This window comes from Nonomuraea turcica (assembly GCF_030718205.1).
GTDB lineage: Bacteria > Actinomycetota > Actinomycetes > Streptosporangiales > Streptosporangiaceae > Nonomuraea.
This window is the reverse complement of record NZ_JAUZQF010000017.1, coordinates 16,140-31,296: the sequence shown is the minus strand read 5'-3', so window position 1 is coordinate 31,296 and position 15,157 is coordinate 16,140. Positions and strand designations below refer to the sequence as shown.

14 protein-coding genes are annotated in these 15,157 nt (G+C 69.5%); 2 read left to right on the top strand and 12 right to left on the bottom strand.

Features of this window, described 5'->3' with window-relative positions; translation table 11 throughout:
- Positions 1-25 precede the first annotated feature (25 nt).
- Both Q9G87_RS37210 and Q9G87_RS37205 read right to left on the bottom strand, forming a co-directional pair.
- Positions 26-493 carry a Rieske (2Fe-2S) protein gene (locus Q9G87_RS37210; RefSeq protein WP_305921270.1) on the bottom strand — a complete coding sequence of 156 codons (468 nt, stop codon included), beginning with the start codon at positions 491-493 and terminating at the stop codon, positions 26-28.
- Positions 494-597: 104 nt separating this feature from the next.
- A complete protein-coding gene (locus Q9G87_RS37205) occupies positions 598-1,029 on the bottom strand; it encodes a Rieske (2Fe-2S) protein (protein ID WP_305921269.1) in 432 nt (143 codons plus the stop codon).
- Positions 1,030-1,281: 252 nt separating this feature from the next.
- Between Q9G87_RS37205 and Q9G87_RS37200 the strand changes: the two genes are divergently transcribed.
- On the top strand, positions 1,282-2,016 hold the full coding sequence (locus tag Q9G87_RS37200; protein WP_305921268.1) for a DUF2306 domain-containing protein: 735 nt from the start codon (positions 1,282-1,284) through the stop codon (positions 2,014-2,016).
- A gap of 50 nt (positions 2,017-2,066) precedes the next feature.
- Here Q9G87_RS37200 and uvrA read toward each other — a convergent pair whose 3' ends face one another.
- Positions 2,067-4,907: an excinuclease ABC subunit UvrA gene (uvrA, locus tag Q9G87_RS37195; protein ID WP_305921267.1), complete on the bottom strand. Its 2,841-nt coding sequence runs from the start codon at positions 4,905-4,907 to the stop codon at positions 2,067-2,069.
- Between the two features lie 466 nt (positions 4,908-5,373).
- Here uvrA and Q9G87_RS37190 point away from each other — a divergent pair, with 466 nt between their 5' ends.
- Positions 5,374-6,033, top strand: coding sequence for an MBL fold metallo-hydrolase (locus Q9G87_RS37190; RefSeq protein ID WP_305921266.1), 660 nt, complete (start codon positions 5,374-5,376; stop codon positions 6,031-6,033).
- 64 nt (positions 6,034-6,097) lie between these two features.
- On the opposite strand, the gene Q9G87_RS37185 is transcribed toward Q9G87_RS37190, so the two are convergent.
- The 9 genes from Q9G87_RS37185 to steA all read right to left on the bottom strand — a co-directional run bounded on the left by Q9G87_RS37185 (position 6,098) and on the right by steA (position 15,105).
- Positions 6,098-6,373, bottom strand: a complete 276-nt coding sequence (locus Q9G87_RS37185) for a hypothetical protein (RefSeq protein ID WP_305921265.1) — start codon at positions 6,371-6,373, stop codon at positions 6,098-6,100.
- 35 nt (positions 6,374-6,408) lie between these two features.
- Complete coding sequence (pssA, locus tag Q9G87_RS37180; protein WP_305921264.1) at positions 6,409-7,233, bottom strand: CDP-diacylglycerol--serine O-phosphatidyltransferase; 825 nt, start codon at positions 7,231-7,233, stop codon at positions 6,409-6,411.
- The gene (locus Q9G87_RS37175; protein ID WP_371825883.1) at positions 7,220-7,870 is read right to left on the bottom strand and encodes a phosphatidylserine decarboxylase; all 651 of its coding nucleotides are present in this window, start codon (positions 7,868-7,870) and stop codon (positions 7,220-7,222) included. The genes pssA and Q9G87_RS37175 overlap by 14 nt, the downstream gene beginning before the upstream one ends.
- A 107-nt stretch (positions 7,871-7,977) precedes the next feature.
- A complete protein-coding gene (locus Q9G87_RS37170; protein ID WP_305921262.1) occupies positions 7,978-8,961 on the bottom strand; it encodes a TerC family protein in 984 nt (327 codons plus the stop codon).
- Positions 8,962-9,144: 183 nt separating this feature from the next.
- Positions 9,145-10,290, bottom strand: coding sequence for a glycosyltransferase family 4 protein (locus Q9G87_RS37165; protein WP_305921261.1), 1,146 nt, complete (start codon positions 10,288-10,290; stop codon positions 9,145-9,147).
- A 3-nt stretch (positions 10,291-10,293) separates the two neighbouring features.
- A complete protein-coding gene (murJ, locus tag Q9G87_RS37160; protein WP_305921260.1) occupies positions 10,294-11,997 on the bottom strand; it encodes a murein biosynthesis integral membrane protein MurJ in 1,704 nt (567 codons plus the stop codon).
- Positions 11,998-12,069: 72 nt separating this feature from the next.
- Positions 12,070-12,933 carry a hypothetical protein gene (locus tag Q9G87_RS37155; protein WP_305921259.1) on the bottom strand — a complete coding sequence of 288 codons (864 nt, stop codon included), beginning with the start codon at positions 12,931-12,933 and terminating at the stop codon, positions 12,070-12,072.
- Between the two features lies 1 nt (position 12,934).
- The gene (locus Q9G87_RS37150; protein WP_305921258.1) at positions 12,935-13,912 is read right to left on the bottom strand and encodes a copper transporter; all 978 of its coding nucleotides are present in this window, start codon (positions 13,910-13,912) and stop codon (positions 12,935-12,937) included.
- Positions 13,909-15,105, bottom strand: a complete 1,197-nt coding sequence (steA, locus tag Q9G87_RS37145) for a putative cytokinetic ring protein SteA (RefSeq protein WP_305921257.1) — start codon at positions 15,103-15,105, stop codon at positions 13,909-13,911. Before steA ends, Q9G87_RS37150 begins: the two co-directional genes overlap by 4 nt.
- Between the last annotated feature and the right edge of the window lie 52 nt (positions 15,106-15,157).

Below are 15,157 nucleotides of genomic sequence, written 5' to 3'. Positions count from 1 at the left end.
GGTGAGAAATTCATGAGACGCGTGTTCACGCCAGCCTGATCTTGTCTCCGTCCACTGTGATCTTCTTTTCCGCGAGCGGCTCGCCCGCGGGCCCATCGGTGACGGAGCCGTCCTCGATGCTGAACTTGCTGCCGTGACAAGGACAATTGATCGTGTTGTTGGAGACGGTGGCCACCGTGCAGCCCGCGTGGGTGCAGACAGCCGTAAACGCCTTGAAATCGCCTGCGGTCGGCTGCGTGACCACGATCTTCTGACCCTCGAAGACCTTCCCGCCCCCTTCGGGGATGTCGCTGGTGGCGGCCAGCGCCTTGCCCTTCGATGCCTGCTTCTTCTTGGGTGCCGCGGACGACGCCTCCTCGGCCGGCTCTTCGGCCGGAGGGTCGGCGCTCGCTTCCGTCGTCGGCGAACCGTAGCTCGCACACGCTGTCAGAACCGCCGCCAGCCCCGCGCCACCGGCGCCGAGCATCATTGTCCGGCGCGTCGTTTCCGTCATTGTGCGTTCCTCCCAGGATTGTCTTCACTTCAGGTACGGCCAGCGCCCTGGCGCCGGTTCAGCGTGCCCGAGACCAATCCCGGCGACTACGCACAATTACCGGTTCAGACGATCACGATGCCGTCGCCTTCGACCTTGACGGGGAACGCGGTCAGCGGAGCGGTGGCGGGCCCCTTGGTGGCGTTGCCGCTGTCAGCGGCGAACTCGCTGCCGTGGCAGGCGCACTTGATCATCTTGCCCTCGGGAATGCTCACGGCGCAGCCCATGTGCGTGCAGATCGCGCTGTAGGCCTTGTAGACGCCCTGCGCGGGCTGCATCACCACGATCTTCAGGTCCTCGATCAGCTTGCCGCCGCCCACCGGCACGTCGGCCGTCTTGGCGATGACCTTGCCTTTGATGCTCTGCTGAGCCTTGATGTCGCCCGTGCCGCAGGCGGCGAGCGCCAGCCCGCACGCCGCGACTCCGGCCGCCCCCAGCATCTCGCGCCGTCCGAGGCCGCTTTCAGCGGCCTCTTCCGTCGAACCCCAGGTGTTCATGTTCGAGAGCTATCCATATCTCTTCGTGGTCAGTGCGTGACATTTGGTGGCGCGGCCGCTGACCCTTAACGGTCGCCGTTGACCCGCTGTGGTCAAGTCGTCATCCAGAGTCAATTCTATGGGTCGCCGCCCGCCGGTCCCTTCCGCGGGTGGCAGGTCGCAGCGCCCGGCGGGCACCTCTGACCGCCCTCCAGGGCGGCACGTCAGCGGGTGGTAGGCCGGCGGTCAGCGACCGCCCCGACCCTTGCGGCCATGACGCTTTCGACAGAGCAGCAGCCGCCGGTCTCCCCCGCCCCACCCCGCCGTCCCCGATGGTGGCGCCGTCCATGGGTGGCGCCGCTGGCGGTGGTGGCGGTCACGTTCGTCGCCTTCTCGCTGCCCCCGTACCTGTCCATGGATCCGAGCCAGTCGCGCGTCCCCGCCCCGGACTTCTTCCCGCCGCATTTCGTCGTCCTGTCGCTGCACGTCGTTTTCGGCTCGATCGCGATGATCACGTGCTGCCTGCAGGTCTGGCCGTGGTTCCGCGGCCGCTACCCGCGCGCCCATCGCCTGATCGGCCGCGTGTACGTCTTCGCCGGCTGCCTCCCCGCCGGCCTGCTCGGGCTGATCGTCTCCGTGACCACCCCGTATTTCGGCCCGGTGACCGCCGCCAGCGGCGTCGTGCTGGCACTTGTCTGGCTGGGATGCACGCTGGCGGGCTGGCGGATGGCCAGGCAGCGCAGATTCGTCGACCATCGCCGGTGGATGGTGCGCAGCTTCGCCCTCACCATGACGATCATCACGAATCGCCTGTGGGGGACCGTGTTCTTCATCGTGTTGTCGCCGCAGTTGGAGACCACCTTCCACGGCGACGAGACACTTCTGGCGAGCGCGGTGTCGGCGCTGAGCGCCTGGCTCGGCTGGGTGTTGCCGCTGGTCTTCGCCGAGTGGTGGCTGGAGCGCGGCGACGCCGCCAAACGCCGCCGCCGCGCCCGCCAAACCGCATGACCCATGCCCGCCAGGGCGCATGACCCTCGCGGCCACCAGGCCGGGTGACCTCAGACGGAAAGGATCTTCCGTAGGAAGCGCCCCGTGTGGCTCTCCTCCACCAGCGCGACCTCCTCGGGCGTGCCGCTGGCGACCAGGGTCCCGCCACGTGAGCCGCCTTCGGGACCCATGTCGATGATCCAGTCGGCCGTCTTGATCACGTCGAGGTTGTGCTCGATGACGATCACCGTGTTACCGCCGTCGACCAGGCGCCCCAGCACGCCGAGCAGCCTGCGGATGTCCTCGAAGTGCAACCCGGTGGTCGGCTCGTCCAGCACGTAGATCGTCCGCCCGGTCTGCCGCCGCTGCAGCTCGGAGGCCAGCTTGACGCGCTGGGCCTCGCCGCCGGACAGCGTGGTGGCCGGCTGCCCGAGCCGGACGTAGCCGAGACCCACGTCGTGGAGCGTCTGCAGGTGGCGCTTGATCGCGGGGATCGCGTCGAAGAAGCCCAGGGCCTCCTCGATCGGCATGTCCAGCACCTCGGAGATCGTCTTGCCCTTGTAGTGGACCTCCAGCGTCTCCCGGTTGTAGCGGGCGCCGTGGCAGACCTCGCAGGGGACGTAGACGTCCGGCAGGAAGTTCATCTCGATCTTGATGGTGCCGTCGCCGGCGCACGCCTCGCAGCGCCCGCCCTTGACGTTGAAGCTGAAGCGCCCGGGCTGGTAGCCCCGCACCTTCGCCTCGGTCGTGGCCGCGAAGAGCTTGCGAACGTGGTCGAAGACGCCGGTGTAGGTGGCCGGGTTGGAGCGCGGGGTGCGCCCGATCGGCGACTGGTCGACGTGGACGACCTTGTCCACGAGGTCCATGCCGTTGATCCGCGAGTGCCGCCCCGGCACCGTGCGCGCTCCGTTGAGCTCCTTGGCCAGCGCGTTGTAGAGGATGTCGTTGACCAGCGTCGACTTGCCCGACCCCGACACACCCGTCACGGCCGTGAACAGCCCCAGCGGGAACTCGATGTCCACGCCCTGAAGGTTGTGCTCGCGGGCCCCCTTGACCGTGATCTGCCGTTTCTTGTTGCGCGGGCGGCGGATGGCGGGGATGGGGATGCTCCTGCGCCCGGACAGGTATTGCCCCGTCAGCGACTCCTCGCTGGACAGCAGCTGCTGCACGGTGCCGGACACCACGACCTGGCCGCCGTGCTCGCCCGCGCCGGGACCGATGTCGACCACCCAGTCGGCGGCCGCGATCGTGTCCTCGTCGTGCTCGACCACGATCAGCGTGTTGCCCATGTCACGCAGCCTGACCAGCGTGTCGAGCAGGCGCATGTTGTCGCGCTGGTGCAGGCCGATGGACGGCTCGTCCAGCACGTAGAGGACGCCGACCAGGCCGGAGCCGATCTGGGTGGCGAGCCTGATGCGCTGCGCCTCGCCACCCGCGAGGGTGGCGGCGGCCCGGTTCATGGTCAGGTAGTCGAGGCCGACGTCGAGCAGGAAGCCCAGGCGGGCGTTGATCTCCTTGACGACCCGCTCGGCGATCTGCATGTCGCGGTCGGACAGTTTGAGCGCGGCCAGGAACTTCGCGCACTCGCCGATCGACATGGCCGCGACCTCGGCGATCGACTTGTCGGCGACCGTCACCGCCAGGGTCACCGGCTTGAGCCTGGCTCCCTTGCAGGCCGGGCACGGGATCTCGCGCATGTAGCCCTCGAACCGCTCGCGGCTCGAGTCGCTCTCCGCCTCGGCGTGCCTGCGCTGCACCCACGGGATGACGCCGTCGTAGGTGGTGTAGTAGGAGCGCTGTCTGCCGTAACGGTTGCTGTAGCGGACGTGCACCTGCTCGTCGTGGCCGAACAGCAGCGACTTCTGCGCCTTCTTCGGCAGCCGCTCCCACGCGGTGTCGAGCGTGAACCCGACGGTGTTGCCCAGCGCCTCGATCAGCCTGACGAAGTATTCACTGGTGTGGCCGCCCGACCAGGGATGCAGCGCGCCTTCCCGGAGCGTGCGCTCCGGGTCGGGCACCACCAGGTCGGGGTCCACCTCCATCTTCGTGCCCAGGCCCGTGCACTCGGGGCAGGCGCCGAACGGCGAGTTGAACGAGAACGAGCGCGGCTCCAGCTCCTCGAACGACAGGTCGTCGTAGGGGCAGTAGAGGTGCTCGGAGTAGAACCGCTCGCGGCCGGGGTCGTCCTCGGGCAGGTCGACGAACTCGAGCGTGATCGTGCCGCCGGACAGCAGCAGCGCCGTCTCGACCGAGTCGTTCAGCCGGCGCCGCGCCGACTCCTTGACCGACAGGCGGTCGACGATGACCTCGATGTCGTGCTTTTCGTACTTCTTCAGCGTCGGCGGGTCCTCCAGCCGCACGACGGTGCCGTCCACCCTGGCCCTGGCGAAGCCCTTGGTCTGCAGCTCGCGGAAGAGCTCGGCGTATTCACCCTTGCGGCCGCGCACGACCGGGGCGAGCACCTGGAACCTGGTGCCCTCCTCCAGGTCCATCACCCGGTCGACGATCTGCTGCGGCATCTGCCTGGCGATCGGGCGCGCGCACACCGGGCAGTGCGGCTTGCCGATCCTGGCCCACAGCAGCCTCAGGTAGTCGTAGACCTCGGTGATCGTGCCGACGGTCGAGCGGGGGTTTTTGCTGGTGGCCTTCTGGTCGATCGACACCGCCGGGGACAGGCCCTCGATGAAGTCGACGTCGGGCTTGTCCATCTGCCCGAGGAACTGGCGAGCGTACGCCGACAGCGATTCGACGTAGCGCCGCTGCCCCTCAGCGAAGATCGTGTCGAAGGCCAGGCTCGACTTGCCCGAGCCGGACAGGCCGGTGAAGACGATCAGCGAGTCTCGCGGCAGGTCGAGCGAGACGTCCTTGAGGTTGTGTTCTCGTGCACCACGCACGATCAGGCGGTCTGCCACGGCGATCCCGGAAGTCGAAAGGCGGATAGGTCCACGGGGGATGGTAGACGGGAGCTCCGACAAATTCGGCGGCCCGCATCCCGGCCCCCGAAAAATCCGTCCCTCACAGGTTACGGCCATCAGCCACCTCGGCAGGAGGCCTTCGACATCTAACGATCTGACCTGCGGCTTTATGCCCGCCCTCAGACGAGAAGCCCAGATAATGAAATATCCAGACATGACCGGTCCTATCCGCGCTCCATGCGGAGTCGCCCACGGACGCGATCTCGGCGGCAGACCCGTCGTCCGGGGCACGCCACGCGACATGCTGGCCTGACTGACCGGCAGGTCGGACGGCCGGGGCGTTACCCTGGTGCCTGCGGGGCAGTCGTTCATGCCAGGCCCCGGGGGGACAGGCTTTCCAGAGCCGCCGCCGTGGCTGACCGGCCCCCGCAGATCTGCCCGCGACGCCCCCGAAGGACTATTGATGACCTACACAGGTGACGTCCAGGTCGGCGGTCCCGCCGACGTGCGTGAGCTGCCCGCGCTGACGATCTGCAAGCTCGCCGTCGGCCCGTACGACAACAACGCCTATCTGCTGCGCTCCACGCAGACCGGTGACGGCCTGCTCATCGACGCGGCGGCCGACTCCGATCGCCTGCTCGCCCTGATCGCCGACCAGCCGATCGGCGCGATCGTCACGACGCACCAGCACGGCGACCACTGGCAGGCGCTGGGGCAGGTCGTCAAGGTCACGGGAGCCCAGGTGATCGCCCATCCGCTGGACGCGGCCGCACTCCCGCTGCCGGTGGACCGCACGGTGGAGCACGGCGACACGATCGCCGTCGGCGACGTCACCCTGGAGGTCATCCACCTGCGTGGCCACACGCCAGGATCGATCGCGCTGCTGTACGACGGGGGCGAGGAGGCGGGCACGCACCTGTTCACGGGCGACTCTCTGTTCCCCGGCGGCGTCGGCAACACCTGGAAGGACCCGGAGCGCTTCGACCAGCTCTACACCGACGTCGTGGAGCGCGTCTTCAACCGCCTGCCCGACGAGACCTGGATCTACCCGGGCCACGGCAAGGACACAACGCTCGGCGCCGAACGCCCGTCCCTGCCGGAGTGGAAGGCCCGCGGCTGGTAGCCAGCGCCCTGCCGGCCGGCGGGGCTGGTAACCCGGCGCTGGCCGGCCGCCGGGGGCACAATGCTCACCGGCGGGCGGCCAGGACCCGGACGATGCGCTCGGCCGCGAGGGCGGGATCGTCGGCGAGCCCGACGAGCTCGCCCCACGACCACCGATAGAACCAGCCCTCCGACATCGGCACGCAGTCGACCGTCTCCACGAGCATGACGGCGTCGGGGTCGCTGATCCGCAACGCGGGCGGATACGGCCGCAGTGCCGCCGTCAGCCCGCGCTGCTCCAGCTCCGTGGCCAGCTTGCCGAGGTAGTACGTGCGCGTGTGCTCGCGCGGCGTGGCCGACATGGCTCCATCAAAGCCGAAGTAAGACGAAAAATCCGTCAGTTGCTGATGCGCTCAGCTTCTTTACGTTGCTCGCGCTTGTAGAACAACATCCGCAACGGGATGGCCGCCACGAGCGCGATCTGCATGGACGCGCCGATCTTGATCGGCAGGTCGCCGCCTTCCGGCCAGGCCACCCAGACGGTGAGGAACGCCACGTTCACCATGATCCACCCGAGGACCACCGCCAGGAGCTGCCCCTTCGGCTTCGGGTATTCGATCCGGCTGACCATCAGCCACGCCACGCCGAGCACGGCGAGCAGCGCCCAGATGCTCGGCTGGAACAGCAGCACGATGGAGATCACGGTCATGGCGCCCATCGGGATGGGCAGCCCCATGAAGTCGCCGCTCTTGGTCTTGACGCAGGCGAACCTGGCCAGCCGGACGACCCCGGCGACCAGCACGGACGCCGCCGCCACCAGCACCGCGGTGAACGGCACCTGATCGGTGAACCCGCCCCAGATCACGACCATGAACGCGGGCGCGAACCCGAAGCTGATCACGTCGGCGAGGTTGTCGAGCTCGGCCCCCATCGCCGAGGCGCGGAAGCGCCGTGCGACGAGACCGTCGAACAGGTCGCACGTCGCCCCGATGAGCAGCAGCACGATGGCGGTGGCGAAGTAGCTGGGGTTGGGCGTGAAACGGCCGCCCTCGACTTGGAGCTGCTGGATCGCGGAGTACGCCAGGACGCACACCGCGAGGAACCCGCAGACCGCGTTGCCCAGCGAGAGGGAGTCGGCAGCGGAGAGGCGGAACGCCTTGCCGACGGGACCTCGAGGCTCTTCCTCTTCCGCCTGCCAACTACCGGCGTCAGCCTCGGTCAATTCTGGTCACCCCCGCAACCGTCTTCTCACCCACGGACACCGCGGGAGAGATCCCTTCGGGAAGGTAGATGTCGACTCGCGAGCCGAACCGGATGAGCCCGATCCGCTCGCCCTGCAGGACTTTCGCGCCCGCGCTCAGATAGGGCACGATCCTGCGCGCCACCGCGCCCGCGATCTGCACCATCTCGATGTCGCCCAGCGTGGTCTCGAAATGCCACACCACGCGTTCGTTCTGGTCGCTGTCCTTGTTGAACGCCGGCAGGAACCCACCTGCCACATGCTGCACGGAGGTGACATTTCCCGCAAGAGGGGCACGGTTGACGTGCACGTTCAGCGGGCTCATGAAGATCGCGACCCTGGTGCGGCCGTCCGGCCACGGGTCGATGCTCTGCACCACGCCGTCGGCGGGCGACAGGACGCGGCCCTCTCCCGGGGTCCGGTCGGGGTCGCGGAAGAACCAGAGCATGCCCCCGGTGAGCGCGCTCAGCGGGAGCGCCGCGAGCGCCCATCGCCGGTCCTTGCGCGTCAGCAGCGCGGTCGCGGCCGCCGCGGCCGCCGTCGGAAGGAGCCAAGGAGACACGCCGCGGGCGAGCCTGACAGAGCTCGGGCGGGTGGGCTTAGCAGAATCGTCGGACACGTACAACCTTTGGTGGTGACTGGACTGGGCGCTTTGCCGTGATGTTACAGAACCAGCAACTATGCACGGCACAACTACACAAGCAAAGCGCCTCGAAGCCCTTTTCGCTAGACCTGCTCCGGGGTCGTCTTCTCGCCCTTGCGCGCGTCGATGCGGGATTTCACCAGACTGGCCACAGTGGTAATGACCATGGTGGCGCCGATGATCGAGAGCGAGACCCAGATGGGAATTTCGGGCGCCCAGGAGACATGGCTGGCGTGCAACGCCTCCATGACAAGCTTAACCCCGATGAACCCGAGAATGAACGCCAAACCGTAGCTGATGTAGACGAGCCGCTGCAGCAGGCCACCCAGGAGGAAGTAGAGCTGACGCAGCCCCATCAGGGCGAATGCGTTGGCCGTGAAGACGATGAAGGGGTCCTTGGTGAGCCCGAAGATCGCGGGAATCGAGTCGAGCGCGAACAGCAGGTCGGTGCTGCCGATGGCGATCATCACGATGAGCATCGGCGTGACCAGGCGCTTGCCGTCGATCTTCACGGTGACCTTGGACCCGACGTAGCCCTCGGTGGACGGGAGCGTCCTACGCACCCACCTGAGCAGGATGTTCTCGTTGACTTCTTCTTCCTCGCCCTTGAGGTGCTGGCGGACGATGTTGATCGCGGTGTAGACAAGGAAGGCGCCGAACACGTAGAACAGCCAGCTGAACCGCTCGAGCGCCGCGGCGCCCAGCGCGATGAAGATGCCGCGCATGACCAGCGCGAGCAGGATGCCGACGAGCAGGACCTTGTGCTGGTAGGCCCGGGGCACGGCGAACCTGCTCATGATGATGAAGAAGACGAAGAGATTGTCGACGCTCAGGCTGTATTCAGTGATATAGCCGGCGAAGAACTCCCCGGCTTTGTCCGCCCCCACCGTGGTCCACATGACCACCCCGAACGCTATGGCGAGGACGACGTAGAACGTCACCCAGTAGCCGGCCTGCCGCATGGAGAACTCACGTGCTTCTCCGCGGTCGACGATCCACAAGTCAATGGCAAGGACAACGATGAGACCGCCGATCACGGCGATCCAGGCCCACACGGGTACGCTCACGTCTCAAGACCCTCCGGCATTGCAGGACTCAGTGCCGGAGGTCTCTCCCGCCCGCGAAAAGCGCGGACCGGCAGCCCCGGGGGCCCCGTGGAGCGGGGCTGCACCGTGATGACGAGGCTGTCGCGAAGGGATACTCCCCTCCCTAACCCAGGCAGTATACGAGAACGCCTTATCCCCACCTAATCATCCCGTTGAATCTTGAGGCCCGTACGCCTCCAGCACGCTCGCCACGGCGGCGTCGCCGCCGGGCATCTCGCGCCCGCGCCGCGCGGCCGCCGTCGCGAGCGTTTCCGCAGCTCCCGGCTCCTCCAGCAGCGTCCGTACGGCACCACGCAATCCTTGGACATCCCCGTAGGGAACGAGGATCCCGGCGTCCCCCACAATCTCCGGAATTCCTCCCACGGCAGTAGCGATCACTGGCTTCCCGGCCATGAGCGCCTCCCTGATGCTGAGCGGCTGGCCCTCCCACCGGGCGGCGGTGAGCACGGCCGTGGCCGCGCCCAGCAGGTCGGGAATGTCATCCCGATTTCCGAGCAGCCTCACCGGCAGCGCCTCCCGCCGGATCCTGCCTTCCAGCTCCGCCCGCAACGGCCCCTCTCCGGCGACCAGAAACAGCGGCCCCCCGGCCAGGTCCGCCGGCAGGCCGGTCCCCTCCCCCCAGGGCCCGGCGGCGACATCGAGGAGCGTTTCGAGTCCCTTCTGCTGGGCGAGCCGGGCAATGGTCAGCATGATGGGCCGCTGCCCGGCCCCCAGCTCGCCCCTGACCTCCTCGGGTGTGCGCCTGGCCGGCCGCAGCGCAGGCGCCGGCACCACGGCGGCACGCACGTCCCGAGCCCCGAGCCGGGTCATGCGCTCTCCGAGATCCGGCGACACGACCAGCACCCGATCGACTCTCCGCGCGACGATCCGCTCGAGCATCCCGTAAACGAATCCGACGAGACCGCCCGCGGTCAGCGCATTGTGCAGGGTGACGACCAGCCTCCCCCGGCGGCCGCCCGCCCCGAGCGCGGCCAGCCTCCCCCGCCGTCCGCCCGCTCCGAGCGCGGCCAGCGCCCCCGCCCTCAGCCCATGGGCGTGCACGACCTCGGCTTCCCGGGTCAGCCGCCTGATCGCGAGCACCGCACGCAGGTCGTTGCCCGGATGTGGCCGATCCGACACGGCCACATCCACGAACCGGGCCCCCGCCGCGGCGAAGGAGAACTGCTCCTCGACGCTGCGCGGTCCCACGACGAGCACCCGGTGCCCGCGCCGCACCAGCCCTTCGGTCAGCATCAGGACGTGCCGCCCCGTGCCGCCGGACGTGGTGCCCAGCACGAACGCCACCCGCACGGCTCAGCTCCTCCCGCTCCGCCTGAGCAGCCCGGCCACCGCACCCGCGTCGGCCCGGTCCACCATGGCCACCACCACGCTTCCCGCCGCCAGTGCCACGGCCGCGGCCAGGGCGGCGGCGCCCACGTTCGGCCACAGACCCTGCGCCGCGAGCCATCCCACCACGGCGCCTCCCGCCACGTATCCCAGCAGCCCACCGGCAACAGCCGCGCACAAGGCCCTGAGCAGCCCGGCCGCTGCCGCCCGTCCCCTGGCCCGCGTCACGGAGCCGAGCAGCAACGCCCCGCCCACGCTCATCCCCACGCTCATCCCCAGCGCCATCCCGCCGATCTGCCACCCCTCGGGCAGCACCGCCACGAAGGCGGCCTGCGCGACCATCACGACCACCCAGCCCGCCACGGTCCCGGTGGCGGCCGCCCGGCCGCGCCCGGCCGCGTACAGCACCCTGCTCAGATGCGCGATGAGCCCATAGCCGATGAGGCCGGGCGCGAACAGCGCGATGGCCCGCGCCAGCTCGGGCGCGGGCACGTCGCTCTTCATCCCCAGGAACACCACCGCCCCCGGTCCCGAGGCGGCGGCCAGCACCCCTGCGGCCAGCCCGGACACCAGCACCACGGCTCGCGTAGTGCGCGCCGTCAGCGCGGCGAACCCCGCCGGGTCCCCGGCCTGCGCGGAGAGGCGGGGAAACGCGCTGGTGGCGATGGGTACGGCCAGCACCGCGTACGGCACCAGGTAGATCGCCCACGCGTAGTTGTAAACGGCGATGGCCCCGTTGCCGATGGCGTTGTTGGACAGCACCAACACCACGATCATGGCCGCCTGCTGGGCGAGCAACGCGGCGATGCCCGCCAGGGCGAGCCTGCGCACGTGTGCGGCCACGCCGTCGGGGAACCGCAGGACCGGCCGCCACCGCAGCCCCAGCCGGGCCAGGGGCCCGAGCACAGCCAGCACCAGGGACAGCACCCCCAGGCTGGTGCCCACGGACAGCGCCAGCTCGGCCGGCCCCGGCACCGCGGCGGGATCGGTCACGCCACCACTGAGCGGCACGAACAGCAGATAGGCCACGATCACCACGATGCTGGACACCAGGGGCGCGACAGCGGGTCCGGCGAACCGCTTGTGCGCCTGCAACACCCCGTAGAGCACCACCGCGACGCCGTAGAGGGGGATCTGGGGCGCGAAGACGACCAGCATGCGGGCGGCGACCGCGGTCACCGCACCGACGTCGGCGCACCCGTCGATCGCGGAGCCGAAGAACAGTCCGACGATGGGCCCGGCGAACAGGGCCGTGAGCACGCCGACCGGCACGAGCACCACGATCACCCAGGTGAGCAGCGCCGAGCTGATCCAGCTCACCCGCGCAGCGTCCTGACCGTCCGCCTGCGCGGACGCACCGGCGAGCCCGGCCGAGCCGTCCGGCCCCCCGGCCTGCGCCGGCCCGACCCCTGACGGCCCGTCCGGCGCCCGCCTGGCCGCCGCTCCGGCCAGCACCGGGACCACCATCCCCGCCAGCGCTCCGCCGACGACCACTTCGAACACGATGTTGGGGATCTGGTTGGCCGTCATATAGGCCGTGGCCAGGCAGTTGGTCCCGACCGTCTGCGCGAAGGCATATTGCTTGGCGAAGCCGGTGATGCGCGCGAGCACAGTGATCGCCCCGATGAGCATGGCCCCACCGGCGACGCCTCGCGCCGTCACCACACCCACCCGGCCTCCCCGGTCCGCGTAGAACACCCGATCACGCGGACATCATCCTGGCAGGTCGCACCGACAATCGCGTCACACGGGGTCGACGGGCCGGCGGCCGAGCATGTCGAGGCGGTTGAGCACGGGGTTGCCGGCGATGACCTTGGTGAAGCTGACCTTTTCGGCGGCCGCGGTGAGCGCCACGACGGTCCCCAGGAGCGCGTAGCGGCCTGGCCTGCTCAGCTTGGTGACCGCGGCAAGCCCAAGGAGCGCGCCGAGGGCGTTGGCGCCCGCGTCGCCGAGCATGGCGCGTTCGCCGAGGTCCTCGGGCAGCAGCGCCGCCGCGGCCCCGAGCGGCACGGCGGCCAGTGCCGCCGCCGCGGGCGTGGCGCGGAAGAGCGAGGCGGCCAGCAGCGGGCCGCCGGTCAGCAGCCCGACCTTGATGGCGCGGCCCGGGCGCAGGTCGAAGAGGTTGGCCAGGTTGGCGGCGCCGGCGATGGCGGCGCCGTTGACCAGCGTGTCGGCGGGCCCCTTGGACACGAGGGCGGCCGCGCCGAGACCCGTGGCGCCGATGCCGAGGATCTTGACGGCGCCGCTGGTGACCTCGCCACGGGCGAGCGCGGTCAGGTGCCCCTTGAAGCCCTTGGACGCCGTCGTGCCGTAAAGGTCGTCGTAGGCGCCGAGCGTGCCGCTGCCGACGCCCGCGACCAGGGCGGCCAGCCGCAGCTTGCCGGGCAGGCCGGGCGTGAGTGCGGCCGCCGCGCCGGCGCCGGCGACGAACGCGGGGCCCTCGAGCAGGGTGATGGGTTCGCCGCGGTGGTTCTTCCGCGTCCAGCGGCCGGCCAGGTCGGCCGGCCGGTTGCGGGTGAACGCCGCGTAGGCGGCGCGGGCGGCCACGGCGCCGATCGCGGCGCCGGCGAGGGCGGAGAGCAGGCCACGGGCCCGGATGGCAGGCATGTCAGCTCCCTGACTGGTTGGTGGGGGTGGGGCTGGCGGACGTCACCGGGGGCAGCATGGCCGAGGCCCCCCTGCCGATGCCGTATTGGCCGGCGCGCCCGGTCAGCTGCTCCCGCAGAGCGTAGACGATCACGACGCGGCCGGCGGGCATATCGGCGGTGTCGACGGTCGAGACGCGCCTGGAGATCTCGCTCTCGTCGCGGACGGAGCTGATCGCGTCGCCTGTCACGGTGGTGGGGGCCGCGGCCCCGGCCAGCACCGTGCCCTTGCCCGTCACGTCGAATCCGTCGGCCACCGAGGCCAGTGCCTCGGCCTGCACCTCGGCGCTCTCCCCCTCGTACGGCTTCTCCGGCGCGAACATCACGGCGAGCGTGGCCCGCTTGGCGGGATCGCCATCGGTGCTGAGCAGCCCGCCCGTCTCGAACGCACTGAGGACGTCACCGGTGGCGGCGTTGGGCGTGTTGGCCTGGGCGGGGTCGTTGGTCATGATGGACGCGGCGAGCAGCGAGGCGGCCCGGTCCCAGCTGGTGGCGGTGGCCGGGAAGATCATGTTGGCCGGCTTGAGCTGGTTGACCAGGCCGTCGAGCACGCCCTTGCCGGCGGGGTCGAGGAACTTCTCGGCCAGGGTGAGGCGCCCGGAGACCTCCGCTCCCGCCTGGACGATCACCTGCTGGGTGGCCTCGCGCACGGCGGTGCTCGAGCCGGGCGACTCGATGAGCAGCACGCGCTGGCCGACCAGGGCGCCGGACACCAGCTCCGGCGTCTGGGCGGTGACGAACGCGTCGTTGCCGGCCTCTCTGCCGCGCAGGATGTCGAGGTCGGCCCGCAGCCCGTTGTTGGTGTTGGTCAGCTCGTCGCTGGTCCTCTTGGCCAGGTCGATCGCGGGGTCCTGGAGCAAGGTGGTGCCCAGCACGATGCCCACCGCCAGCGCCAGGAAGATCGCGACGATGGAGACGAGGTGATAGCGGAAATCGATCACGAGAAGAGTCCGACCAGCCAGAAGATGAACGCGTTCCAGGCGTCTTGCAGGCCGTTCAGCCAGGTGCGGCCGATCGGCGCGGAGACGAGTGCGACGACGATCGTGATCAACGCGGTGATCACGAGGAGCAGCAGCGACGGGGTGGAGATGCGGCTGCGGTAGAGCCTGCTCACGCCCTTGGCGTCGATGAGCTTGCTACCGATGATCAGCCGGGTGAGGAAGGTGCTGGCCATGCCGGAGCGACCCTTGTCGAGGAACTCCTCCAGCGTGCCGTGGGTGCCGACGGCGACGATGAGCTCGGCGCCCTTGTCGTCGGCCAGGATCATCGCGATGTCCTCGCTGGTGCCGGTGGCGGGGAAGATCACGGCTTCACGGCCGAGCTGGTGCACGCGCTCCAGCCCCGGGGCCCGGCCGTCGCGGTAGGCGTGCACAACGAGCTCCGCGCCGCACGTCAGGGCTTTGGTGGAGACCGAGTCGAAGTCGCCCACGATCACATCGGGCAGGTAGCCGGCCTCCATCAGCGCGTCGGCCCCGCCGTCGACGCCGATGAGGATGGGCCGGTATTCGCGAATGTATGGGCGAAGGGTGGCGATGTCCTCTTTGTAGTGGTAGCCGCGCACCACGATGAGGACGTGCCTGCCCTCCAGGTTCGTCCGGATCTCGGGGACGCCGACCCCGTCGATGAGCAGCTTGCCCTCGCCGCGGACGTATTCCATCGTGTTGACGGCGAACGCCTCGATCTGCACGGCCAGCCCGGCGCGCGCCTCGGCCATGGCGGCCTCGACGGCCTCGGCGGTCTGCTGCTCGCCCTTGCCGACCGCGTCCTCGTCGAGGTAGACGACCCCGTCGCAGAGCCTGACGACGTCGCCGTCTTTGACCCGCTCGAACAGCTCCGTGTTGGCGTTGTCGACGAACGGCACGCCCGCGTCCAGCAGGATCTGCGGCCCCAGGTTGGGATAGCGGCCGCTGATGCCGGACGCGACGTTGACGACGGCCGCCGCTCCGCATGCGACAAGCGCCTCCGCGCTGACCCGGTCCACGTCGACATGGTCGATAATCGCAATTTCCCCCGGCTGGAGGCGCTTGGTGAGCCTCTTGGTGCGCCGGTCGATTCTCGCCACTGCCGTTATGCCGGGAAGGTCACCGACCTTCCTGCCGCGGAGGCCCGGCATCCTGCTCCCCGGAACCTTCATCAAGACCATCCTGCCAGAGCGAAACAGCGCAGAGGCCACGCATGACGCGGCG

Excerpts from the sequence above, each read along its gene's own strand:
- Q9G87_RS37200 (WP_305921268.1), top strand. The coding sequence starts at position 1,282 with ATGACGCTTTCGACAGAGCAGCAGCCGCCGGTCTCCCCCGCCCCACCC.
- Q9G87_RS37185 (WP_305921265.1), bottom strand. The coding sequence starts at position 6,373 with ATGTCGGCCACGCCGCGCGAGCACACGCGCACGTACTACCTCGGCAAG.
- Q9G87_RS37190 (WP_305921266.1), top strand. The coding sequence starts at position 5,374 with ATGACCTACACAGGTGACGTCCAGGTCGGCGGTCCCGCCGACGTGCGT.
- Q9G87_RS37205 (WP_305921269.1), bottom strand. The coding sequence starts at position 1,029 with ATGAACACCTGGGGTTCGACGGAAGAGGCCGCTGAAAGCGGCCTCGGA.
- steA (WP_305921257.1), bottom strand. The coding sequence starts at position 15,105 with ATGAAGGTTCCGGGGAGCAGGATGCCGGGCCTCCGCGGCAGGAAGGTC.
- Q9G87_RS37155 (WP_305921259.1), bottom strand. The coding sequence starts at position 12,933 with ATGCCTGCCATCCGGGCCCGTGGCCTGCTCTCCGCCCTCGCCGGCGCC.
- Q9G87_RS37210 (WP_305921270.1), bottom strand. The coding sequence starts at position 493 with ATGACGGAAACGACGCGCCGGACAATGATGCTCGGCGCCGGTGGCGCG.